The 25,773-nt window shown below is 36.1% G+C and carries 11 protein-coding genes and 2 pseudogenes; 4 read left to right on the plus strand and 9 right to left on the minus strand.

Features of this window, described 5'->3' with window-relative positions; genetic code table 11:
• Positions 1-492 precede the first annotated feature (492 nt).
• The 4 genes from RINTHH_RS03890 to argJ form a co-directional block, all read right to left on the minus strand.
• Positions 493-1,545, minus strand: a complete 1,053-nt coding sequence (locus tag RINTHH_RS03890) for a hemolysin family protein (RefSeq protein WP_044304582.1) — start codon at positions 1,543-1,545, stop codon at positions 493-495.
• Positions 1,546-3,378: 1,833 nt separating this feature from the next.
• The gene (locus RINTHH_RS03895; RefSeq protein ID WP_008233152.1) at positions 3,379-4,584 is read right to left on the minus strand and encodes an SUMF1/EgtB/PvdO family nonheme iron enzyme; all 1,206 of its coding nucleotides are present in this window, start codon (positions 4,582-4,584) and stop codon (positions 3,379-3,381) included.
• 22 nt (positions 4,585-4,606) lie between these two features.
• Entirely contained in the window at positions 4,607-5,395 is a 789-nt protein-coding gene (gene egtC / locus RINTHH_RS03900) for an ergothioneine biosynthesis protein EgtC (protein WP_008233154.1), read from the minus strand.
• A gap of 466 nt (positions 5,396-5,861) precedes the next feature.
• Complete coding sequence (gene argJ, locus RINTHH_RS03905; protein WP_008233155.1) at positions 5,862-7,103, minus strand: bifunctional ornithine acetyltransferase/N-acetylglutamate synthase; 1,242 nt, start codon at positions 7,101-7,103, stop codon at positions 5,862-5,864.
• A gap of 1,415 nt (positions 7,104-8,518) precedes the next feature.
• On the opposite strand from argJ, the pseudogene smc reads away from it, so the two are divergent.
• A pseudogene (gene smc / locus RINTHH_RS03910) lies at positions 8,519-12,203 on the plus strand (chromosome segregation protein SMC).
• 60 nt (positions 12,204-12,263) lie between these two features.
• On the plus strand, positions 12,264-13,229 hold the full coding sequence (locus tag RINTHH_RS03915) for a PRC-barrel domain-containing protein (RefSeq protein WP_008233161.1): 966 nt from the start codon (positions 12,264-12,266) through the stop codon (positions 13,227-13,229).
• Between the two features lie 518 nt (positions 13,230-13,747).
• Here RINTHH_RS03915 and groL read toward each other — a convergent pair.
• Positions 13,748-15,436: a chaperonin GroEL gene (gene groL, locus RINTHH_RS03920; RefSeq protein ID WP_008233163.1), complete on the minus strand. Its 1,689-nt coding sequence runs from the start codon at positions 15,434-15,436 to the stop codon at positions 13,748-13,750.
• A gap of 157 nt (positions 15,437-15,593) precedes the next feature.
• On the opposite strand from groL, the gene RINTHH_RS03925 reads away from it, so the two are divergent.
• Positions 15,594-16,679, plus strand: coding sequence for an MraY family glycosyltransferase (locus RINTHH_RS03925; RefSeq protein WP_008233165.1), 1,086 nt, complete (start codon positions 15,594-15,596; stop codon positions 16,677-16,679).
• A gap of 228 nt (positions 16,680-16,907) precedes the next feature.
• Here RINTHH_RS03925 and fabG read toward each other — a convergent pair whose 3' ends face one another.
• From fabG to RINTHH_RS03940, 3 genes are all read right to left on the minus strand, one after another.
• A complete protein-coding gene (gene fabG, locus RINTHH_RS03930) occupies positions 16,908-17,672 on the minus strand; it encodes a 3-oxoacyl-[acyl-carrier-protein] reductase (RefSeq protein WP_008233167.1) in 765 nt (254 codons plus the stop codon).
• Between the two features lie 193 nt (positions 17,673-17,865).
• A complete protein-coding gene (locus tag RINTHH_RS03935; RefSeq protein ID WP_044304590.1) occupies positions 17,866-18,150 on the minus strand; it encodes a TMEM165/GDT1 family protein in 285 nt (94 codons plus the stop codon).
• Between the two features lie 178 nt (positions 18,151-18,328).
• Positions 18,329-18,688: a TMEM165/GDT1 family protein gene (locus RINTHH_RS03940; protein WP_008233169.1), complete on the minus strand. Its 360-nt coding sequence runs from the start codon at positions 18,686-18,688 to the stop codon at positions 18,329-18,331.
• A 1,557-nt stretch (positions 18,689-20,245) separates the two neighbouring features.
• On the opposite strand from RINTHH_RS03940, the pseudogene ftsH3 reads away from it, so the two are divergent.
• Positions 20,246-22,089: pseudogene (gene ftsH3, locus RINTHH_RS03945) on the plus strand (ATP-dependent zinc metalloprotease FtsH3).
• 287 nt (positions 22,090-22,376) lie between these two features.
• On the opposite strand, the gene treS reads toward ftsH3, so the two are convergent.
• The gene (gene treS / locus RINTHH_RS03950; protein ID WP_008233176.1) at positions 22,377-25,745 is read right to left on the minus strand and encodes a maltose alpha-D-glucosyltransferase; all 3,369 of its coding nucleotides are present in this window, start codon (positions 25,743-25,745) and stop codon (positions 22,377-22,379) included.
• Between the last annotated feature and the right edge of the window lie 28 nt (positions 25,746-25,773).

A 25,773-nucleotide genomic window follows, 5' to 3' on the forward strand; every position in this document is an offset into this window, starting at 1 on the left:
AATTTAATAAATATTAAGATTAACCCTATATTTTAAGCTAAGATGTACCATATTTTTTTCTTGCTGTAGATGGTTAACTAATATTAAGATAATAATCTCCATGTTATTAGTTATTCATAATCATACGACTAAAGTCTATTCGTAATTCTTGAATTAAAGTTTTCAATGATCAGATATAAAAGTAAGTGTTTTCATACTTACTTTTATATCTGATCATTGAAATAGTAAAGTCGATATTGCATTAAATGTATGATTTCAGGTTATTATTATCCGTTATGGTTATTAATTGTACTTTTAATGCTATAATTTTCGCACCATTTTATGTTATGTTACCAAATAAGAATAATATTATCGATAACTTAATATTCTTAGTTTGTAAATTCACTAGCTAAACTTAAATGGAGTGAAAAATTTAACCTATGCAGATACAGTATACTTATCCTGCAATTTACTTATTATAAAAAGGTCAAGTTGTTAATGCTAAACTAGTTATTACTTATGCAAGACATCGTATAAACCCCTAGATTTAAGCATATTCTCTCGGCGTTTACGTGCTATCTCTTGTAAGTCAATAATTCTATCTGTTTCATCGACAATTTCACCGGTCAACACCTCTAACACATCTTCCAAAGTAACAACACCAGATATATTCCCATACTCATCTAATACCACTACCAAATGTTCATGAGTATCTTGAAAATTCTTGAGTAGTTTATCCAAACGTACCATCTCTGGTACAAAATGCACAGGACGAATCAAAGTAGCAACTTGTTGTTCATATTTACCTTGAATTAGAGCGGTGAGCAATTCATGCTTAAGTGCTAGACCAAGTACTTGTTCTAAAGAATCCTTAACCACTAAAATCCTACTGTGTTGAGAAGAAATAATACTTTGTTCAACTGTTCCTAAAGTACAATCACCATGAAGATAAGTAATAGTTATTCGTGGAGACATAACATCGGCAGCAGTTAAGTCATTTAACTGAAATACTCGGTGAATCATCTCAGCTTCATCATCTTCAATTACCCCTTCTTGATAACCAATGGTAGCAAGGAAGCGGATTTCTGCCTCATTAGTGGTGGGTATTTTCTTACTTCGCGTAAAAGGGAGTGTAATTTTTTCTACTAGCCATACCAAAGGAATAAACACCACTGTTAGAAAGCGGACTGGTAAAGCGAAAATCACAGCAATAGTTTGAGCATAACGTTCCCCAATAGTTTTAGGAACTATCTCACCAAAAATAATAATTAACAATGTCATAATTCCCGTGACAACACCCACCCATGCTTGCCCTAAAACCTTATCGGCAAGAATACCAATTACAGCAGCACCAACTATATTAAAAATATTATTAAGAATTACAATAGTAGCGATTGGCCGATTCATATTTTTACGAATTGCCAGTAGTGCTTCTGCTCCTGGTTTTTTTGATTGTGCTAATTGTTGTACTTTAATTCTGGGAACAGAAAACAGAGCCGTTTCTGCCATAGCACAAGTTGCAGAACCCAAAATAATGGTAAGTGCGGTAATCAGGAGTTCTATCATACTTGGTGTTTTGGGTTCTTAATTAGGAATAAGTAATTTTTCTTAGAATATGAATTAAGATACAAATTAGAAAATATCTAAAGTTATAAGAGATTGAATAGAGATAAAAAAACCTGTGAGGGTATTATTACCTCCACTTTCAGCAATTATTTCTTTAAATTTACTTTGAGATAATAAGTATTGAATTAGTTTAATTAATTTGTGTCAAGCTCCACAACTGAAAGCGTAGATTTGTTAGCCAGCAATTGGCTTACTTCTCTAGTCAAATTGAAACTGTTCAGACTTTTTTCCCGAAAAACAAGTAGTTTATATGAATGACTACACCATGCAAATTAAACATTAGTAAGATATAGATAGATATAATTTGGCCAGCCATATATGCTGCTACCTGTATTATTTGGCGATAAGCTAGCTAGTTATTCTGTTAGCGGGCCATACTGGAAAGTACTTTTGGACTTGTTCTGTATGCTAATAGTCTTAGTATTATGCTTTCGGTTTTAAATTATGTTGATTTTTACTCCTAATTGTTGAGTTGCTGAACTTTAGCCTCCATAATTATCTATATTATTAAATATTTGATATTAATACTGTTGAATAAAAACTTCAGTATGTATTTACATAATCATAAGCTTCCTTGGCGCTGGAAATCTTTTCACTATTAGGATGATCAAAATATATCTCATCTATATATTACTTCTCTTCCTTTACCTTGATGTATGGGCTCTATACTATGATGATATTTTTCCATATAATTATTTATATTTCTATCTAGCCCCAAAAAGAAATACTACTTTATGTACTTCTTTGCTCTTTTGCTTACTTGATGTTTATCATCCCATGTCAGTTGATTATATACTCCTTTAAAGGGTTTTTAAACTTGCCATTATCGTTATTCTATCAATAACATGAGAAGCAAAAAATTAGTAATAGTTTGGACCTACAATAGTGCCTTAATTTAGTAAACTAGAGCAAAACTTCCATCATTGATGCAAAAATGATATTAACCAGATAATCAATCATATTCTTAGTAGTTAGATTTGGATAGAAATTGAGAGTTGTAATAATACCTCTGATGAGGGATCCATCGAAATTCAAAATATTAAAAAGTGTAATCTACAATAGGATAATATGTGGGTTTTGATGTTGGTAAGAATGTGAAATAGCCAAAACTATTTACTGCAGTTAATTTTTAGGATTGATTTGAATAGTCTTATTTGCAGTAGTTAAACTGGAGGAGTATTTTTAAAATAAATAATTTCTCCAGCAAATTAGGAAGTCCCAATAAAAAACCTAAATAGTAAATATCCGTTTATATATTTCTCTTAAGTACGAGAAACTTTTTATGTAACAGGTGAGTAAATTCATTTCATTAGATTATCCAAGCATTTTTAAAGTTTTAATAAACACCATTACCTATATTTTATAAAAGGCGATATATATCTTATAGTTTACTTTTGATAAGTTTATAGCATGTTAGCAATTAGTCTAGGAATGTGAGTTATTACTCAGAAGAGTATAGAATTTAGTATATATTGTCATGAAGTGATTGTACAAAAATTATTATACTGAATTAATTAGTTAAAATTCCGGAAATATTTTTTGCATATTTTAGAATAAATCCAAGTAAATTATTTTGAGTTGCTGCTTATAAAGCAATTATTAATTAGTAATACTTATTGAGTAATTTTGGTTTAGTGATAAGTCAATAAAACATCACAAACAATATAAAGGAAAGGCCATCTTAAAATACTCTAATTACTTATATCTAGATTGTGAGCTCTGGTATTTTGTGATTTTTTCCTTGAAATAATAAATACCAGTTGTAAACTCCAATTAACTTACAGCGCAGCGAAAACCGATCCTAACCTGCCTGGTTTCTGGATGGTACCAGTTGCGGAAACTAGGACGTAATATCCAGTGAGTACTTGCCCAACTACCACCTTTCAAAACATGGTATTGGTTGTTAAAGTAAACTTGAGAATATTCTTTAGAAGGATGATATTTAAATCCCTTATAACTACAGAACCAGGAATCAGTCCATTCCCAAACATTACCAAGAGTATCAAATAATCCATAGGCACTTTGTCCTAAGGGGTAACTATCTACTACCGTTGTTGTACCTATGTGGTTATTATAGTTGTAATAACGGGTATTTTCTTGATCTCCCCAAAGATATATCTGACATGAGTTGTTTTCTATATTCCAACTCGCTGCTTTTTCCCATTCAGCTTCTGTGGGGAGTCGTTTACCAATAAAGCAAGCGTATGCTTGAGCTTCGTAATAACTAACACCACTTACTGGATGATTGTTTAAGGCAATATTATTTTGCCAATATAGGGGTTGTTGAATATTTATTTTTTGTCGCCATTGCCAACCTGATTTGCTCCAGTATTTGGGATTGTTATACCCACCAAACTCAATGAATTTACGATATTGGCTACAGGTAACTGGGTATTTATCAATCCAGTAAGTGTCTAGATGTATAGTAATCGTGGGTGATTCATTATCCATTGCATAGGTGGAGTTATTACCCATAAGAAATTTACTAGCAGCTATTTCTACTAATTCATTATTAAGTGAAGAATAATTACCAGAGGTTAACTGAGGCTGATAATTTTTTTGTTGTTTAATGATTTCTAAAACTGAGCATATGGTTTCATAATGCTGGCTTTCATGCTGGATAATAAAGTAGCATAACTTGATATCTGACTTTAAATTAACTGTTTCCAAATATTGAAACACTTGTTTCCTAACGACTTCTAGGTAATTATAAATTTCCCCTAAGTCTGGCAGATTACACCGCTGACTTTTGGGTAAACTATCTGCTGCAAATAACTGACGGTAATGAGGGAATAAACAAGGTAAACCCCCACTACTTTCTAGCAACCAAAGAGATTCTATATAAGCAATATGTCCTAGATGCCAACCCACTGGACTAAAATTAGGGTCGGCTTGATAACAAAGGGTTTCCCTGTCGATATCCTTGAAAATTTGTAGAGTTTTGTGACGACAAGCCTTAAATTCTTCAACTAGAGACATTTTTGAAGGTGGTGTTTTTTACTTAGATTTGCTGAATGTTAATATAACCATCTTCTCCAGCATTGATAATGCTATTTTCTGGAAAATTTGTCCAATTACCTGAAAATAATGGTTCAGAAGCAATGATAATAGGATTTGTATCTTTGCTTTTATCCTGTAGCCAGTAGAGGGAAGGAGCTGGAGGTTTTGTTGCAAATCGGGCTGCAACTAAGCGTTTACCATCACTAATGGTGACATTAGCATAAACGTTAGTTTGATAACTTTCTGCTAGTTCTTGCAGTTCGAGTAAAGTAGTATATAAGGATTGCTCTAATGTTTTCTTTGGGTATTTCTGACAATTATTTAATATTAGGGCAAATATATGTTCTGAATCAGTATTACCGCTTATAATTCCATATATTTTATCGCTTAAAATATTACGAATAGGCCTGCATAGTGTTTTATGAAATTTGTCAATTCTTCCATTGTGAGTAAATAATAAATTACCATAAGTGAAGGGTTGACAATTACTCAAATCCAGTGGTTGCTGAGGAGTTGCACTACGTACATAAGACAGTATACACCCTGACTCTATATAGCGGCTAAGGCTTGGGAGATTAACATCGTTCCAAATAGGAAGAGTACTTTTATAGGTGAATGGTTTTACATCTTTTTGCGGATGATACCAACCAATGCCAAAGCCATCAGCATTGACTGTTCCCGAAATCATTTCTTTTGGTTTATAACTTTGTATAATTAGGGAATGTTCTGGTTCATATAGTAAGTCTTCTAAAACAGCAGGCATGCCAAAATATGTTAATAAGCGACACATATGAAGAAATTAAAGTTAACTAACAATATATTATTTTTTACACACCACCAATTTATGCCTGCCAACATACCCTAGTAATAATTACTACAAATGTCCAAAATACATGAAATTGTATTCACATGATGAAATTCCGAAAGAAGACTTAAAACCGGGACAATTAAATTATAGGTGTACTAACTGTCATGAATATAGTTTAGTTAAAATTCATAGTAGCAAATAAAGGATTATTAAACAATATATTTTTAAGCGACTCCTTTGCTATTTAATATTTTCGACCCTCGAATAAAGATATAATTAATTTTAGATAGTGTTATAGATATTATGAAGCAGTTAGCACTTGGTATCTTTAACTATATATTCATAAATTGGTTGTTTAGAATTTGCATTAAGAGAATTTCATATCGTTATGTAAATTAATTCCCCTGAGCACTATTGTGCTCTCATAATTGCATCAGGAGTTACTTAATCAAGTAGTATAATTAGAATTAATCTTGATATAGTCATAACTTAAGTCACACCCCCAAGCCACACTTTTACCGCAACCATGACCAATACTTACCTGAATTAACACGATGTCTCCTTGTAAATAAGCGCCTTGTGATGCTTGTCCTAAATATGCAATAGCTGCCATACGGTCAAATTCCAGGGGCTGCCCGTTTTCCATGATTAAAAAATCTCCTAATTGAATACGTAGAAGATCTTGGTCAAATTGGACTCCGGCTCTACCAGCAGCAGCGGCAATTCTTCCCCAGTTAGGATCTCTACCGAAAATAGCGGCCTTAACTAAAGAAGAACCAACAATAGTTTTAGCTACCTGGCAAGCTGATTTTTCGTTTACAGCCCCAGTTACTTGTACTTCTATTAAACAAGTAGCACCTTCACCATCACGAGCGATTGCTTTGGCTAAATGCTGACATACAGCAGTCAACATCTCCTCTAATTTGTCTGCATCTTTACCCTTTTCAGTAATTGCATGTGTGCGGGATTGTCCATTTGCCAAACCAATTAAACAGTCATTTGGACTAGTATCCCCATCGACAGTAATAGAATTAAAACTCCTATTAGCTGACCTAATTAACATTTCTTGCCACAAATGAGGGGAAATTGCAGCATCTGTAGTTATAAAGGCTAACATAGTTGCCATATTAGGGTGAATCATTCCCGAACCCTTGGCAATTCCACCTATTCGTACTGGTCGATCATCAATCATCATTTCTAAGGCAATGGATTTTTTCACTAAGTCTGTGGTGATAATAGCTTGGGATGCAGCATCAGATCCGTCCTTGGACAATTCTGCTACTAAATAATTAATACCACTACGCATTGCCCCCATATTAATTCTTTGCCCAATAACCCCTGTAGAAGCTAATAGAATTAGTTCTATATCAATACCTAGTTCTTTTGCTAGTAATTGGGCGCTCTCCTCTGCATCCAGAATCCCTTGTTTTCCTGTTCCTGTATTAGCCTGTCCCGAATTACATAGAATTGCCCTCGCGCTGTGTTTTATCCGTAAACGCTGACGAGAATAGTCAATAGAGACTGATCTCATTTGACTATTAGTAAATACACCAGCTGCAATTGCTTCTACATCAGACAAGATTAATGCTAAATCAGGCCGCCCAGAACGTTTAAATCCAACACTAACTCCTGAAGCCTGATACCCTTTGGGTGCTGTAACTCCACCAGTGATTTCCTGCCATTTTGTCATTATTTCCCCTGACAAGTAACTAATTAGTTGTCAGGGGATTATATCAGGCTTTTAACCTGAACATTGTGGAAAAATAACCAAATTACATGAAAAATGGCATATTGACATACTTAACTTCAGCTTCATATTCAGATAATATAATAATCTCTAAGCAGTCAAGAATATAGTAGCTGATGATAGCAGCACAAACGGAGTAAAGTAAAGAAATGATCATCCGTAGAGCTTTTTAGATTTTTAGGGTAAATTTTTGTTTAATAGTTTTATTATAATAGGTTAAACTCACTTTTAATAAAGTAGCTGTATAGAGTTCAGTCTAAACTCTATAGCTGGAAAAGCTCACTCAAAAATAGTTAGGATTTGAAACCCTAAGTTTAAAATTCATAGAGATTTTACTATATGTAGGTATGCTTGACATTTTTTAGCTAAGTTTAATTTGGTTAATAAATATCACTACAGTCTTTAAAAGACAAAAATAACAAATAATGTGGAGATAAATTATAATAATTATGAGAATAACAATAATCAAATTAATTGTGTTAAGAACTTGGCATAGTTAGGCAGATAGAAGCCTATCCCGAATCTCTTGTTAATTATAGCTATTCTATAAAAACAAGAATATTTGAAAAAAGCCTTATTGACTATTTGCTAACTGTTCAATAAGGCTAAGGTTATGACTGCAAAGTTATAACCTTAGACTGAAACCCATGTTTTTTAAATAGTCTATACCTATAGTTGATATACTTAATTCTCAGCGGTTATACTTCTAACCTAAAACGTCTATGACTATTAAATAGGTCACGTTACAGATATCCTTCCTCTCCTCAATTACAATGACCTAATTTTACTTTATCTAACTAAAAATATTAAATTGGGTATATTACAGGGAAAAAAACAAACTAATTCAAACCCATCATTTTAAGGTAATTTGCATGATATTTTTGCAAGATCTAGGATGATAATATAATGGTGTTTTTAACCATTATATAAATGTTGTTCCTTACCTATTTATTTATCCATTTGAAGATGTTCACTTGATTTGTGTTGGAGTGTCTTGAATAAAAAACCCAAATCTATCCATGAATCACTATAATGATATTGGTCAAATTAGTTTTTGCTTTCCGGAAATTACTCAATATATTATTCATTATAGAACGTAGAAATTTTCTCCAGTATAAGATCAGATAATTAATGATGTGGTTAGGATTTTTTTACTTCAAATACTTATTGATTGAGGTAAGACTTCCATCATCCCCCTAAATAAGGCTTATATAATAGTCTCAGAAAAACTTGTCCCCCATGTCTATGAAACCCCTATACTTCTTTTAAATTAAATTAAGTAAATTTAAAGTCCTTTAACCCCTAATTACCTTTCATATCGTACATTTTAACTATAAAAACCTAGTCGGAAGGCGCCTATGGTGCATGTAAAAAGTGTAGAACTAACTAACTTCAAATCTTTTAGTGGCACAAGTAGAGTTCCTCTTCTCGAAGGATTTACCGTGATTTCTGGACCTAATGGTTCGGGAAAGTCGAATCTTCTCGATTCACTATTATTCTGTTTGGGTTTAGCTAGTTCTAAGGGAATGCGGGCGGATAGGCTCCCGGATTTGGTAAATACTAACCAAAGTGGAAAACCTCGTTCAGCAGTCGAAATGAGCGTAACGGTTACGTTTGATCTATCTGATTATGTTACAAGCAGTTTGGATAAATCACCCAAAATATCCACAGTGGAGGAAGCAGAAAATAATCCTAATTTAGTGAGAATTGCGGGAGAAATAGACAATAGTAAGGAAACCAAAAATGAAAAAATTCGTAGTGAGAAGATTCAGGTACAAAAAGATGGGGAATGGAGTGTAACTCGAAGGTTACGGGTTAACCCCCAGGGAACTTATACATCCAATTACTACATTAATGGTATTTCTTCCACCCTGACAGAACTGCATCAGGATTTAGCCGACTTACATATTTATCCTGAGGGGTATAATATTGTTCTACAGGGAGATGTTACCAGTATTATCTCCATGAATGCTAATGAAAGAAGGGAAATAATTGATGAATTAGCAGGGGTGGCAGCATTTGATCGAAAAATTAATCAGGCAAGGAAAACCTTAGAAGATGTGAAAGATAAGGAGGATAATTGCAGGATTATTGAAAGGGAATTGACCATCCAATGTGACTGTCTGTTTCAAGATAAAATAAAGGCGGAAAAGTATCAAAGGTTACGTTTAGAGTTTTTAGAGAAGCAGAAGTGGGAAAGTGTTCTATCATGGCGTTCCTTGAAAACTCATCAGGACAGGTTATTCACACAGATACAAGTTTGCGATTGTAACTATGATAAATTAACGTTACAACTTACAAATTTAAATACCAAAATTGCTCATGAAAGTCGGGAGTTAGAGAAGCTTAATATTAATGTAAAGGCATTGGGAGAGGAAAAACTTCTAGTAACTCAATCGACTCTAGCAAATCAAGAGGCAGAAAGGAAACAATTACAATGCCAACAAAGTGAAATAGAAGCAGTTTCCCAGGATATCACTCACAAGTTACAACAAACCCAAGAGGAAATTATCCAGAATCAGCAGTCTCTAGAGCAATTCACTGAACGATTAACTCAGCAAATTGTAATTATTGCAGCAAAAAAAATGAACGGGAAGTAGCACAGCAAAATTTAGAAATTTCCCGGGCGGTAGCCATGGAAACTGCTTCCAATTCTGAAAATTGGATACAGCAGCAAACAGCATTAAACCGACAGATTGAAAATTTACTACAAATTTTAGAACCCCAACGCACAGAAAAAGCACAGTTAATGGAACGTCATCTTCAATTGCTGCAACAAGTTGAGGAACAAACGCAACAGATCACTATTTGGGAGACAGAATTAGAGGAAAAAAAGGGGAGTATAAACTTCTGCAAGTGAAGCTGGATAATCATAGTAATCCCATCGATGATTTAGCCCATAATGTGGCAGTAATAGAAAAGGAACTGCAAACTCAACAAGATACTCAAAAGCGACTGTACCAAGAGCAACGTGAAAAACAACGTCTATTAGACAAGCTGGAGGCCCAGAGGCAGGCACATCAGGAATTACAGGGTAAATATGCTAGTAAGATTATATTGCAATCAGGAATACCTGGAATTTGTGGTTTGGTAGCACAATTGGGCAGGGTTAACCCCACGTATCAATTAGCATTAGAAATCGCTGCTGGTGGTCGTTTAGGGCATATTGTAGTGGAAGATGATTCTGTTGCTGCTAATGGAATTCGGCTGTTAAATCAGAAACAAGCAGGAAGGGCAACTTTTTTACCGTTAAATAAAATCAGTCCTTCCAGTTTATCATTATCCCCATCCTTGGAAGATTCTAATGGCTTTATTGATTATGCTGTTAATCTTGTAGAATGCGATCATTGCTATATTAGGATATTTTCGTATGTATTTGGTAATACTGTAATCTTTTCCACTCTTCAACTGGCTAGGCAAAATTTAGGAAAATATCGTATTGTTACATTAGAAGGGGAATTATTGGAAACTAGCGGTGCTATAACTGGTGGCTATGTTGGTCATCGTTCTTCTTTGAGATTTGGTAGGACGGAAACAGCAGAATCTAAAGAGGTAACTGCTTTAAAAACTCGTCTAAATCATATTGAAGAAATTCTAATTTGCTGTAATCAAACTATCAGTAATTTATCCCAAAAATTGAAAGAACTATCGCAACAATTAGCAGAAACGAGTCAAAATTACAGAGAGCAGAAATTGCAGTGTGAGCAAATTGGTAAAGAAATAAAAACTTTAACTAGACAATTAGAAGCAGCACGATCACAATTTATACAAAATCAAGAAAAACTTGCTTATGCCAAAGCTCGCTTAGAAGTGCTATCTCAGGAATTATCAGGGGGGGAGAAACAATTACAACAAATAAGACAAACCTTAGCAGATTTGGAAGGATCCCAAACCTCACAAAAGTGGCAAAAGATCCAAGGTAAAATCAAAAATCAAGAGCAGAATTTGCAAATAATAGATGAGAAATTGCGGGAAGCTGAAAACAATTTGAATAACTTCGAATTGCATAAGCAAAGCCTCCAAGGGAAAATTCAATCTGCCCAAGAACGTGTTGGTGAATATCAACAGGAACAAATAAAACGCCAAGAACAAATTAAGCATATTCATCACAGAATCTTTATTCTGAGTGGGGAAATAGTCCAAAACCAGACTCAAATAAAAGAATTTGAAAGAGGTTTAGAAAAAGATAAGAAAATCCGTAATAGCATAGAGGGGAAATTACGGGCAGACTTGCTAAATCAACAAAAATTGGAATGGGAACTGCAGAAACTGCAAGAAGGCCAACAAAAATTTCAGGAAGAACTGACAGTAGTTCAAGAACAAATGGTTGTTTTGACTGCTGAATTACCCTCAAATCTGCTAGAAGTACCAGATGAAGCAGACTTGGAAAGCCTACAAAAAGAATTACGAGTACTCTCCAAACGCCTTCAGACAATGGAACCAGTGAATATGCTGGCATTAGAACAATATGATCACACCCAAAAACGTCTAGAAGGACTGAGTGAAAAATTAGAAACTTTGGAAGGGGAACGCACTGAGCTATTATTAAGAATTGAAAACTTCACAACCTTAAGACAAAGAGCCTTCAAAGAAGCTTTTGATGCTGTTAACGAAAACTTTAAATCTATCTTTGCCATCCTTTCTGATGGGGATGGCTACTTGCAACTAGATAACTCTGAAGATCCCTTTAGAGGTGGACTCAACCTTGTTGCCCATCCCAAAGGCAAACCTGTAAGGCGATTAGTCTCGATGTCCGGAGGAGAAAAATCCCTCACAGCCCTAAGTTTTATCTTTGCCCTGCAAAGATATCGTCCTTCGCCTTTTTATGCTTTTGATGAAGTAGATATGTTTTTAGATGGGGCTAATGTGGAACGATTAGCTAAAATGATTAAACAACAAGCACAACAAGCACAATTTATAGTTGTGAGTTTGCGTCGCCCGATGATAGAATCAGCCGAGCGTACAATTGGTGTGACTCAAGCACGGGGAACTAATACCCAAGTTCTGGGTATTAGATTGCAAACAAACTCTAACTCTGCTTGAGTTATTGTTAATAATAGTGTGTGTTGATAAACCGGATTCGAGATCAGGACTCCGTATAGAATGACCTCTGAACAAATTACTAGGCGTTCCGATATTTTAAATACTCAGGTAATTACCCGTAACAATGGCAAACGGTTGGGCATTGTTAATCAAGTTTGGGTAGATATAGATCAGCGAGAGGTTGTGGCTCTAAGCCTACGAGACAGCCTGATCTCTGTATCTGTTATCCCACAGTATATGTACCTGGAAAAAATCAATCAAATTGGCGATGTAATTCTGGTTGATGACGAAGAAGTAATTGAAGATATTAATGTAAGCTGTTACAGCACTCTCATTAACTGGGAAGTAATTACCGAAAATGGGGAAGTGTTAGGTAAAGTGCGCAGCTTTAAATTCAACGGTAAAACTGGCAAAATTGATTCCATTGTTGTTGCCTATTTTGGATTGCCACAAATTCCAGATCAATTATTAAGTACTTACGAATTATCTATTGAAGAGATTGTCAGTACAGGCCCTAATAGATTGATTGTATTTGAAGGTGCGGAAGAGAGAGTCACCCAGTTAACCGTCGGTTTATTAGAGAGATTAGGATTAGGAAAAGCACCTTGGGAAGGAGAAGACGAAGGAATATATACCCCCCGTACTGTTGCACCATCTAACCAATTACCTAGTGGTGTACCTCTGGAATCTCCCAAAGTTAAAATCCGTCACCCTGAACCTGTAGTAAGACAAGAATGGGATGAAGACTACTATGAAGAACAACGTCCCCACCCTCAGGTTATGAAAGCTCTACAGTATGAAACTGAACCAATCCCCTATGAAGAAGAAGATAATTGGAGCAGTGCTAAAGGAAAAGCTAAACAATACTCTCAGCCTTTTATGACAAATGCAAATGAATTTGCCGAAGAATATAATCAACACAATGATGATTTAGAAAGTGATGCTTGGGAAGATAAACCGCAACCAGTAAATATTCCCCCCAAAGAAATTAGGGAAAGACAGCCAGAATATGAAGAAGAGATTTGAAATTAGTAGTTTCTTTTGGTTACTATTCCTTCTCATTTAGGAGTACCCAGATTGTTGAATCATATTGACTGATTGGTGGGGGCTTGCCAGCCCCTTTTTTTAGATAAACTTTGTGATTCCGGGATATTTTTGACAAAAATACACTTTCACGTTATAGCACCTTTTGATTGTGTTAGAGTCCAGCTAGGAGCTAAAGACTATCATTAATGTAACGTCATAATAATTATTATCAAGTTATCTTTCAGTAGTGTTTTTAGAAATATCGGTTTTTTCTCAATTCTAAATAATTACATTAGTTGCGACAACTTTCATATACTATTTATCATATATCAAAGGTTTTCTGGGAGTTTATCTATTTCGCTTTATTGGCAAAATGTAGAAAATTATGTTCATGATGAATATTTGAAAACATATTATTATTCTTAATAAGAGAACCCCTCTTACTTAATTTTAAAGAGGGGTTTTCTATACTATCGTTATGGGATAAGCAGGGTGAAATAAAAATTCTTAGGATAGGATTACATCATACCCATGCCAGGCATGCCCATACCACCCATACCACCCATACCACCCATACCACCCATACCACCCATACCACCCATACCACCCATGTCAGGAGCAGCAGGTTGTTTTTCGGGTATCTCAGCAACTATCGCTTCCGTCGTTAATACCATGGAAGCAATTGAGGCGGAATTTTGTAGAGCAGAACGGACTACTTTAGCAGGGTCAATAATTCCAGCCGCAATCATATCTTGGTATTCTCCATTGATGGCATTATAACCAACATTGAATTCTGTATTTCTTACTTTATCTACAATTACGGAGCCTTCAGCACCAGCATTATCAGCTATCTGACATAGAGGCAACTCTAAAGAGCGGGCTACGATATCTGCACCAATCTGCTCCTCCTCTGTTAGTTTGTGTTTAATAGCATCAATTTTTGTAGATAAATGAATTAATGTTGTACCACCACCAGGAACAATTCCTTCTTCGACAGCGGCCTTCGTTGCATTCAGGGCATCCTGAATCCTCAACTTGCGGTCTTTTAGTTCAGTTTCTGTGGCCGCACCGACTTTAATTACGGCAACACCACCTGCTAGCTTGGCAATACGTTCTTGTAGTTTTTCTTTATCATATTCGGAGTCCGTTAACTCCAGTTGCTTGCGGATCTGTGCAATGCGCTTTTGCACATCCTGTGTATTATCTCCAGCAGCAATAATAGTGGTATTTTCCTTATCAATTTCTATTTTGCGTGCTGTTCCTAGCATGTCTAAAGAAGCAGCATCCAGGTTTAAACCAATTTCTTCAGAAATTAGTTGGCCACCAGTCAAAATGGTAATGTCTTCTAACATTGCCTTACGACGATCACCAAAACCAGGGGCTTTAATAGCACACACAGATAACACGCCTCTAGCTTTATTTACAACTAAGGTAGCCAGAGCTTCACCTTCTATATCTTCGGCAATTATTAGTAATGGTTGGCCACTCTTGGCAACTTTTTCCAGAATACCTACTAGATCTTGAACATTGCTAATTTTCTTATCTGTAATGAGAATACGGGGATTCTCTAGTTCCACCGTCATACGCTCATTGTTAGTAATAAAATAGGGAGAAATATAACCGCGATCAATTTGCATCCCTTCTACCACTTCTAATTCTGTACTTAGGGATTTGGACTCTTCTACAGTGATTACGCCATCTTTGGTTACCTTAACCATTGCTTCAGAAATCATTGTGCCAACTTCGTCATCATTGCCAGCAGAAACAGCAGCTACCTGAGCAATTACATCTTCTCCTACTGGCTTTGCGATCTTACTTATTTCCCCAACTAAATACTCAACAGTTTTTTCAATTCCATGTCTTATCGCTACAGGATTTGCTCCTGCTACTACATTTTTTAGCCCTTCCCTAATCATGGCTTGAGCTAAAACTGTAGCAGTTGTAGTTCCATCTCCAGCAACTTCCTTAGTTTTGGAAGCAACTTCCTGTATTAATTTAGCACCAGTATTTTCTAAAGGATCTTCCAGATCAATTTCTTTGGCAACTGTAATACCATCATTTACAATTTGAGGTGCACCAAATTTCTTTTCTAAAAGCACATTACGACCCTTGGGTCCCAAAGTAATTTTCACAGCATCTGCTAGGGCATTAATACCCCTTTCTAGTGACCGACGTGAATTTTCATTAAAGGAAATTATTTTTGCCATGTTTTGCTTTTCTATCTCTTCCATTAGACAATTTAGCACTCTAAGGTAAAGAGTGCTAACCCCATAGGATTGGGAAATTACCGATCAATCATCAAAATCGATTAGCATACACTTGATAATCCTGTGAAAAATCCTTATTAGTTAATTAGATTGGTGAATGAATATATACAACTACCTGAAGGTAATGGGTATTGCTAGCCCTGGCGGTTCCGGCTGGCTAGCTGTAGTGTTTACGTTTTTATTAGCTTGGGTAGTAACATGGCGTTTAATTCCTGCTGTCAGAAAATTTGCTCTAAGGGTCGGGTGGGCAGATCAACCTAATGCCCGTCGTCTTAACCAAGAACCTTTGCCCAATGCAGGTGGCTTGGCAATTTATGCTGGAGTTGTAGCAGCATTGGTGCTAGCTAGTTTGTTACGACCGATTGAATTACAAAACGTTTTAGCACAGGTGCTAACAGTACTACTAGGAGGTTCAATTCTAGTTTTGGTTGGCTTTATTGATGATCAATTCGGTTTACCACCCTCAGTGCGCCTATTGGTACAAGTACTAACAGCACTATTACTAGTGGGGAATGACATTAGACTAGAAGTCACATTTGGAACTCCTGTTGATTCACTACTTTCCATTTTTTTAACAATACTGTGGGTAGTTGGAATTACCAACGCGATTAATCTGATGGATGGTATGGATGGCTTAGTAGGAGGAGTAAGTTTTATTACCGCTATGAGTCTGTTAGCAGTTTCTGCTCAATTCCCTAATCGTGCTGCAGCTACTCTAGTACTAGCTGCTCTTGGAGGTGGTTCTCTTGGCTTTTTACGCCATAATTTTCATCCTTCACACATAATCATGGGTGATGCTGGAGCATATTTTTTCGGTTATGTGCTTGCAGCAACAACAATTTTGGGTAAACTACAAATTTCAACTCTAGTAGCCTTAATACCCCCAGTTTTATTCCTGTTACTACCTGTATTAGATACCACCCAGGTTATCATACGGAGACTAATGGCAGGTAAAAATCCAATGAGTACTCCAGGAAAAGACCATTTACACCATCGTCTTTTAGCTTGGGGTTTATCTCAACGTTGTGCAACTTTAACTTTATGGTCAATTGCATTGGTTTGTAACTTGGCAGCGATGAAAGTACAAGGTATGAGTGTTCCTGTAATTTCAGTTACTACTATTGGAGTTGTTTTACTTTTGGGATTTACTGTTTGGCAGAGAATGAGGGCAGTGAAAGTTTAATAAGGTTAAGATAGCAATTGGAGGGGCAGATGTTGAAATGAGGAAATTATAACGAACACCACAAATAACAAAATACTAGGGTTCAGAATTCTAACAAAAGCTAGATGAAGAACAATGAGTATTTCATCAAAGTATAAAGCCCAAATTGAACTAGCGGAGAGAATAGGGTTTAATTTATAGTCTTGTTTAATATGCTAAATACTAATTTTTATATCCATCAACATTTTTTTATATCATAACCATGCCACCATCAACATTGAAGACCTGCCCAGTAATGTAGGCTGCGGCAGCATCTGAAGCAAGAAATCTTACCATGCCTGCAATCTCTTCAGGTTGCCCCAAACGCCCAAGGGGAATATACCTGAGAATTTCATTTAAATTTATGCTTTCTGTCATATCAGTGGCAATGAAGCCAGGAGAAACCGCATTTACAGTAATCCCACGTGAGGCAAATTCCTTCGCCACTGTTTTAGTGAAACTTATTACCCCTGCTTTTGCGGCGCTATAGTTGGCTTGTCCCGGGTTACCTACTTGTCCAGCAATGGAGGCAATATTAATTATTCTTCCTGACCTCTGCTTAAGCATATTCTTACTAGCTGCGCGGGTACACAAAAAAACACCTGTGAGATTCAAATCTATCACTGCTTGCCAATCTTCTGGTTTCATCCTTAATAACAATGTGTCACATGTAATACCTGCATTATTAACCAAAATATAAATACTTTTATACTTACTGATTACGGTCTTGAATAATGAGTCTACCTGTTCAACTTTAGATACATCAGCCTGCAGTGCAATTGCATTACCCCCAACCGAGGTAATTTCTGCTACCAATTCCTCAGCCGGTTGACTAGAACGAGCATAGTTGACAACTACATTTGCACCCAACTTAGCAAACTCTTTAGCAATTGCCTTACCAATACCTCTCGACGAGCCAGTGACAATTGCAACTTTTCCTTGTAAGGTCTGCAATTCTTCCGGTAATATTTCCATGATTTTACAGTATTTTTAACTAAATTTATAACTTGTTATAGTGTGATTTGGCACTTCCTGGATAAGTGGAAAGTAATGTGAGTGAATGGGAAAAACAAATTTGCCGCATTTTTTTTGGTTAATTAAATTTGATATGACTATGCCAACTCTGGTATAAATATGAGCAAAATAACAAAATCTGCTCTTTTCCCTTTCACTTCTTACCTTCTTCACCAAAAATGAGTAGCTTTATAGCAAGAAAAGCAAATCCGAGAGCAGCAATTATTTTCAATAATTTTGTTGGTAGGAATTCTGCAATTGTCCCCCCTGCCAATACTCCTATAAAACTGCTTATAATCAGGGCTGTTGCAGTGCCAAGAAATACTGCACGGGGAGCCTGTGAACGTCCAGAAAGAGCAATGGTAGCCAATTGACTTTTATCCCCCAGCTCAGACAAAAATACTGTGACAAAGCTGAGTCCAATTAGATGATAATCTATCATTAAATTTATTGCTTATTTTAGGTTTTAGTAATTCTCATTTTTCATTTATTTACATTTATTGGAGTTATTAATTTGCCATTTGCCACTAGTTTACATTGCAAGATATGATAACACTGCGTTTAAGTCAAATAATAGTATTCATGTATTTAGTTCGTAGGTACAGCAGACAGATGTTTTAATCAATTAAAACATCACCAATGAGCATCAGAGAAATAAATAATAGTATTACTCCTGCTGCTATATTTATAGTTTCAGGACGCAATTTTTTTGCCATCCATGTACCAACAAGCACACCCAGTAAACTTGTGGTTAGTAAAGCCATCACGGAACCATAAAATACCATCCATGGTTTGTGAGACTCTGCACTCATCAATAAGGTTGATAACTGAGTTTTATCCCCAATTTCCGCCATAAATACAGTTACAAATGTCGTTCCAAAAACTAATATTGGTTTCTCTCTAAGATCAATATCCTTAGTAATCTGTCCTAAATCAGTAGTATCAGAGCTGCTCTTAATATGCTCGGGGGCATTCACTTTTAACTTCGAGTCAATTTTCACAGTCAACAGTTATTCTGTGTTTTTTCATCTTTTATACATCTTCTCAGAGTTCGGTAAAAAATAACAACCCAATAAATTTATAAGTTTGATTTTAATAATGTTTTACTTTTATAAATTCATACTTATATTGAGGTAAATTACACTCTTTAATTATACTCCAAGTAATTTATTTCTTAGTTTACCCTATGGTTTTTATTTAACGAGATAATGATTTTCCTGTTTACCACATACACTAAAGTATCCTAGGATTTTAATGACTAAATTATTGAATAAGAGTTATTTCTATAAGATGCTTATTCTTGGGGTGTGTTATCTTCTCACAGTCACCATCACTGCAATCATAAGGATATAATTATCTGAATAGAATATGTATGATTATTGTTTATATAAGCGCATAAGATAAGTTTTAGGGTAACATTTCTACACTTTCTTATATGGTTCTTTTATATATTCTTTTACTAATATGGTGGTTATCATGGCTTGAGACTACAGGTTTTATTTTTGTTAAAACTGACATTATTAATGTTTTTATTATTTAAATTAGCAGTTCTCAAATTGGTTGAATTTCTATACATTTCAAATAATTGCCTAATTGCTACTTTTGCTACTATGCCTAGAATGCAATATTATAAGGGTATCGAGACAGGAGTGTTTACTAAATATGTTATTAAAGCTTGAAAGTGAAGATTTATGTGACAAAGTATAATTATCTACTGGCTATCATGGTTGTTTAAGCAATCAAAATATCCTAAGTTTATCTGTTAGTAATTCTGGTTTATATTATAGCAAAATAAATAGTTCTCCCTACTACCTGAGTTCATAATGGTAAGTTAAGTTATGACTGCACTATTCCAAACACAGCATATCAGTGCTTGGCATGGTTATCAATTTCTAAAGTTTATATTTTTCATAATCCGTTTTCCCTAATAACTGAAAATGGATTACTGGGAGAATTTTACCTTCTAATTCAGATAGAAAACAAAGCTGGGAATTATTTCAAGGATTCCACAAGAAAGATTATAGGGACTTTTACCCTATACATAAAATATTGAGAGTACCCCAGTTTATGATCAATCAAAATCTGTATAGGAAAACTCAATACCCAAGAAGTAAGTTGAGTTAATCCTCAGGGAAACTTAGCAAATACAAGTACAGAATAATTTGTGATAATGGGGTTAAGTTACTGGTAGACAACACACTCAACAAAGAGAATTCTACTGGGTATTATGCAATTGTAACTTTTACAATGCTTGGAAAACCAACGTTAATAAGTGCTAGAGGAATTCTGAACAATAGAATGGTTCGAAAATTGTTGTAGAAATTATTACGATTTACACAGTTGTTTCTCCATGTGAATTGTTAAAATTACGATGTCGAAAATCTAGTCTTACAACAGTTAAAGGGAATGCCCTTATCATAAGACTTATTAATTCTGGTATTATTTAAAATAAGTTAACACAACTATTAATTGTACCTCTTCTTATCAGGAAAATTGCAGAAACTTAGAAAAATTTATAGGAGGACTAAATCTAGGTGAATAATAAACGATGGAGAAATACAGGCCTGTATGCATTGCTTTTTATAGTCCTGATTGCCTTAGGAACTGCATTCTTAGATAAGCAACCTGAAGCTAGAAAAACATGGCGATATAGTCAATTTATCCAGGCAGTTGAAAATAATAGGGTGGAAAAAGTTAGTATTAGTCCTGATCGTAAACAGGCATTAGTTACCCCCAAGGATGAAACCAGTAAAAGATTAGTAACCTTGGTTAATGATCCAGAGCTAATTGCAACTTTAAGTGCTAAGGGTGTAGGTATTGATGTTTTACCTCAAAGTGATGATGGATTCTGGTTTAAAGCTCTAAGCAGCCTTTTTTTCCCAGTACTTTTGCTAGTAGGTTTGTTTTTTTACTACGTCGTGCCCAAAGTGGTCCTGGTAGCCAGGCGATGAACTTTGGTAAGTCTAAAGCCAGAGTACAAATGGAACCACAAACTCAAGTTACTTTTGGTGATGTAGCTGGTATTGAACAGGCTAAACTAGAATTGAATGAGGTTGTGGATTTCTTGAAAAACGCTGACCGTTTCACAGCAGTAGGAGCAAAAATCCCCAAAGGAGTTCTTTTAGTTGGTCCTCCAGGAACTGGTAAAACACTTCTTGCACGTGCAGTAGCCGGGGAAGCGGGTGTTCCCTTCTTCTCCATCTCTGGTTCTGAGTTTGTAGAAATGTTTGTAGGTGTCGGTGCATCACGTGTCCGTGACTTGTTTGAGCAGGCAAAATCGAGTGCCCCTTGTATTGTTTTTATTGATGAGATTGACGCAGTAGGTCGTCAGCGTGGTGCTGGTTTAGGTGGTGGTAATGATGAACGGGAGCAAACCCTAAACCAATTACTGACTGAAATGGATGGTTTTGAAGGAAATACTGGCATTATTATAATTGCTGCTACTAACCGTCCCGATGTTTTAGATGCAGCATTATTACGTCCTGGACGTTTTGATCGTCAGGTAGTCGTAGAACGTCCAGACTATGCTGGACGAGTAGAAATTCTTAACGTTCATGCTCGTGGTAAAACCCTTGCTAAGGGTATAGATTTAGATCGGATTGCTCGTCGTACCCCTGGATTTACTGGTGCCGATTTATCCAACTTGCTGAATGAAGCCGCAATTTTGACAGCACGTCGGAATCTAACAGAAATTTCCATGGATGAAATTAATGATGCCATTGACAGGGTTTTAGCTGGACCCGAGAAGAAGGATAGAGTAATGAGTGAAAGGCGAAAGTTACTGGTTGCTTATCATGAGGCTGGTCATGCTTTAGTTGGTGCCTTAATGCCTGATTATGATCCTGTACAAAAGATTAGTATTATTCCTCGCGGTAGGGCAGGTGGTTTGACTTGGTTTACTCCTAATGAGGATAGAATGGATTCCGGTTTATATAGTCGTTCTTACTTGGAGAACCAAATGGCAGTAGCTTTAGGTGGTCGCTTGGCAGAAGAGATAATCTTCGGTGATGAAGAGGTAACTACTGGTGCCTCCAATGACTTACAACAAGTTGCACGTGTTGCACGTCAGATGGTAACTCGTTTTGGTATGAGTGATCGCTTAGGACCTGTGGCCTTGGGTCGTCAGCAAGGTAATATGTTCTTAGGGAGAGATATTATGTCTGAGCGTGATTTTTCAGAAGAGACTGCTGCTACTATTGATGAAGAAGTACGGCAGTTGGTTGATGCAGCCTATATAAGGGCAAAGCAAGTATTAGAAGAGAACCGCCATATACTCAACCAACTTGCAGACATCCTAGTAGAAAAGGAAACTGTAGATGCGGAGGAGTTACAGGATATCTTGGCAAGGAATGATGTGAAGACCGCAGCATTTGCTTAGCTTAGTTGACGATTTATCCTCAATCCTTTATTAGATATTATTAAGTAAGGTGGGCAATGCCTGCCTTGTCTTTTACCTACTATTTAGTAGATAAAACTCATATACTCACCACGAGGCAATACTTGAAAAGTTGTCTGTTTTTATTTATTTTATGAGATATTTATATAGGTTTTCTGAAAGTTAATTGCCGATTACATATATAAAGTTTAAAACTAAGATAATGGTGGAAAATAATACTTGAGGGTTGAACACGTTCCCACTATTTCAAACTTAATAACCGAAAAGACCTAAATAGGCTCCAATAATTTCAGAGTCCTCTGCAAAGCTATTTCTACCCAGTCAGGACGGTTTCTCAGCTCGTAGTCTAACTGCGAAATAGATTTTTCTAAAATAAAGGTATTCAGAAGTACCTGTAATTCTGATTTATCTTGAGGAAGGAAAGTTGCATCACCAGCATTAGCAAAGTAGGCCTTCAAAAAAGCAACACTAGACCAACAAAATAGGAACTGTGACCAACGTTCCATAACAGGTAACTTGTCTGTGTGGATAATACCACTTTCTTTCTCATTACGTAGAGCCATACTACAAACACAGTAGAAGGATTGTAACATTGATGCCACATCTCTCAGTGGTGATCGTTTCATGCGTCGCTCATTTAAAGAACGGCTTGTATCTCCTTCAAAGTCAATGATAATAAAATCTTTGCCTGTATACAATACTTCTTTTAATGAATAATGTCCATGAGAACGGGTACGCATAGCTGTAATTTTTCGGTTCAGCAGTTGTTTAAACTCTTCTAGGATTGAATCCCGCTGATTCAGTAGCATCTTTGCTAATGCCTGAATCTCGGAACTATATCTGCTGAGATACTTTTTTAACAAGATTAAAACTTGACCTGCCTGGTTTCGCATGTACTGGTATACAGAACGCTGATAAAAAGAAGAAAATGGTTCTGGGGCAAAGTCAGGATGTTCATTATCGCTAGCAAGGGCTATATGCAGTTCAGCAGTAAGCTGTCCTAGTAACTCAGCAATACGTAAGAACGAACCCATTAATTCCTGTACTATCTGGGGAATATCTGTATTAAGAGCGACAAATAGTAAGGATGGAGGTAAATCAATCTCGGTAATATCTATTTGTTTGGGTAGTACTAGTTCAAAAAAGTCTCTTAGGCTATCTAAGCTATAAGACCAAGCATCAACAATATCAGGAGTATATGTCTGTAGTATACCCAATGTTATTGGTTTGTAACCCTTTCGATGGTATTCCCAAGCACTGGCAACATCAGCAAAATGTTTTGATAAGGGTGAGTGCAAGTTACGAGTCTTCCGATTGAGAAAAGTACGGATTTCTAAGTCGGGATTAATACCCTCTTCCACTTTGCGGAAAAGTTTGAATATTAATTTGTCTCCATAGATAATTGAGGTGTTATTATGTTCCCCCTTTAATAGGTGAGCTTCCCAGCTATTACTAGAAGATTGTTCAGTAATATTCTGCCAAACATACGGGAATGCTTCTGTTTGAGTTGGGACTAACTCCCCTAATTTACCATGGTATTTTTGTTTTTGTGTAACTGATAGCAAGGGAATTTCTAAGAGGTCTTTATCAGTAAGAGCATTAAATAAAGCTCCTATTTTTTCGTCTCCACGTACCTGAATTTGAGCAACTATTTGTTCTGGGCTGTTTATAAATCTTTGACTATCTATACCTTCTGATTCATAACCCAAAGTTAAAACATAAGTATTGGCATCACCCTCTGTATAATCTATATCTACCAATAGAATATAAGCTTCATGTTTGGAAGAAGCAATGGGAATAGTTTCAATAATATTAACCCCTTGAATCACCCGTGTACTATCGAACCAAGGACAGCTGCACAAATAATTTGGTAGTGCGGTTTCTAAAGCTATTCTGGCATCTATCTTGGTAAAGACATTTTGCCATTTTTCGCTCACTACTAATTTCGGTATTTGGTTAAGTTTTCTGACAGGACAGGTAGGACTGGGGCTTAATTGAAGGGTAAACCAGTAGAACGAATGTGGACCAAGGGAAATAAAATAAGGTCTTTCACTAATGGCAGGAAACTCCGTTCTACCAAATATTTCTACCGGTATCATTCCATTGAAGCTAGATAAATCTATATGTACTGTCTGGACAAACCGGGATAGGTTGGCAACCACCAAAATATGCTTTCCATCATAAGTCCGAATGAAAGTCAAAACTTTGCGATTCTCTGGATATAGAAATTCAAAGGTTCCTCTACCAAAGGCTTGAAATCTTCTTCGGGTGGCAATCAATCGCTTCATCCACCACCACAGAGAATTGGAATTTGCTCTCTGTGCTTCCACATTTACCGCTTCGTAGTGGTACTCCAGGTCTAGAATAACTGGTGCATAAAGCTTCTGAGGATTTCCATAACCAAAGCCTGCATTGCGGTCTGCACTCCACTGCATGGGGGTTCTGACACCATTACGATCACCTAAGTAAATATTATCTCCCATACCAATTTCATCCCCATAGTAAAGAACGGGAGTTCCTGGCAAAGACATTAACAAAGCATTCATCAATTCAATCTGGCGACGGTTATTCCCCATTAAAGGTGCTAAACGACGACGAATACCTAGATTTAATCTTGCTTGTGGGTCTTGAGCATAAACGCGGTACATATAATCCCGATCTTCATCACTTACCATTTCCAGAGTCAGTTCATCATGGTTACGTAGGAATAAAGCCCATTGACAATTGTCAGGAATCTGGGGTGTTTGCTGTAAGATATCAATAATGGGAAAACTATCTTCCATTTGCAAAGACATAAACAAGCGAGGCATCAGAGGAAAATGGAAGTCCATATGACACTCATTTCCAAGACCGTAATATTTAACTGCATCTTCCGGCCATTGGTTAGCCTCTGCCAATAACATTCGATTTGGGAATTTTCTGTCTATGTGTTGTCGTAATTGTTTTAGAAAGGCATGAGTTTCTGGTAAATTCTCGCAGTTTGTTCCTTGACGTTCGTATAGATAAGGAACAGCATCCAACCTTAGTCCGTCTACCCCCATACTCAGCCAGAAATCTACTACCTCAAATATAGCTTGTTTCACTGCCTGACTTTCAAAATTTAAATCAGGTTGGTGAGAGTAAAAACGGTGCCAGTAATAAGCCTTTGCTGATGGATCCCAAGCCCAATTGGAATGCTCAAAATCCTTAAAAATGATTCGGGCATCTGGATATTTTTCCGGGGTATCACTCCACACATAAAAATCTCTTTCCTTAGTATTTGGTAGCGCTTTGCATGCCCTTTGAAACCAAGGGTGTTGGTCAGATGTATGATTGATAATTAGCTCAATAATTACCCGAATTCCTCTCTGATGAGCAGCTATTAAAAAAGCCTTAAAGTCTTCTAAACTTCCGTAAATTGGATTAACACTATTATAATCTGCAATATCATAACCATCATCCCGTAAAGGAGATGGGAAAAAGGGTAGTACCCAAATTGCTGTAACTCCTAAATCCTGAATGTAGTCTAATTTCTCCATTAATCCTTTGAAATCTCCGATGCCATCTCCATCACTATCAGCAAAGGCACGCACCGGTACCTCGTAAATAATCGCATCTTTAAACCATAGGGGATCGTCTTTCAATAATGAATTTTGCATGATTTTTATTTCTCAATATTTAATGTTA

Source organism: Richelia intracellularis HH01, from assembly GCF_000350105.1.
In the GTDB taxonomy this organism is placed as follows: domain Bacteria; phylum Cyanobacteriota; class Cyanobacteriia; order Cyanobacteriales; family Nostocaceae; genus Richelia; species Richelia intracellularis.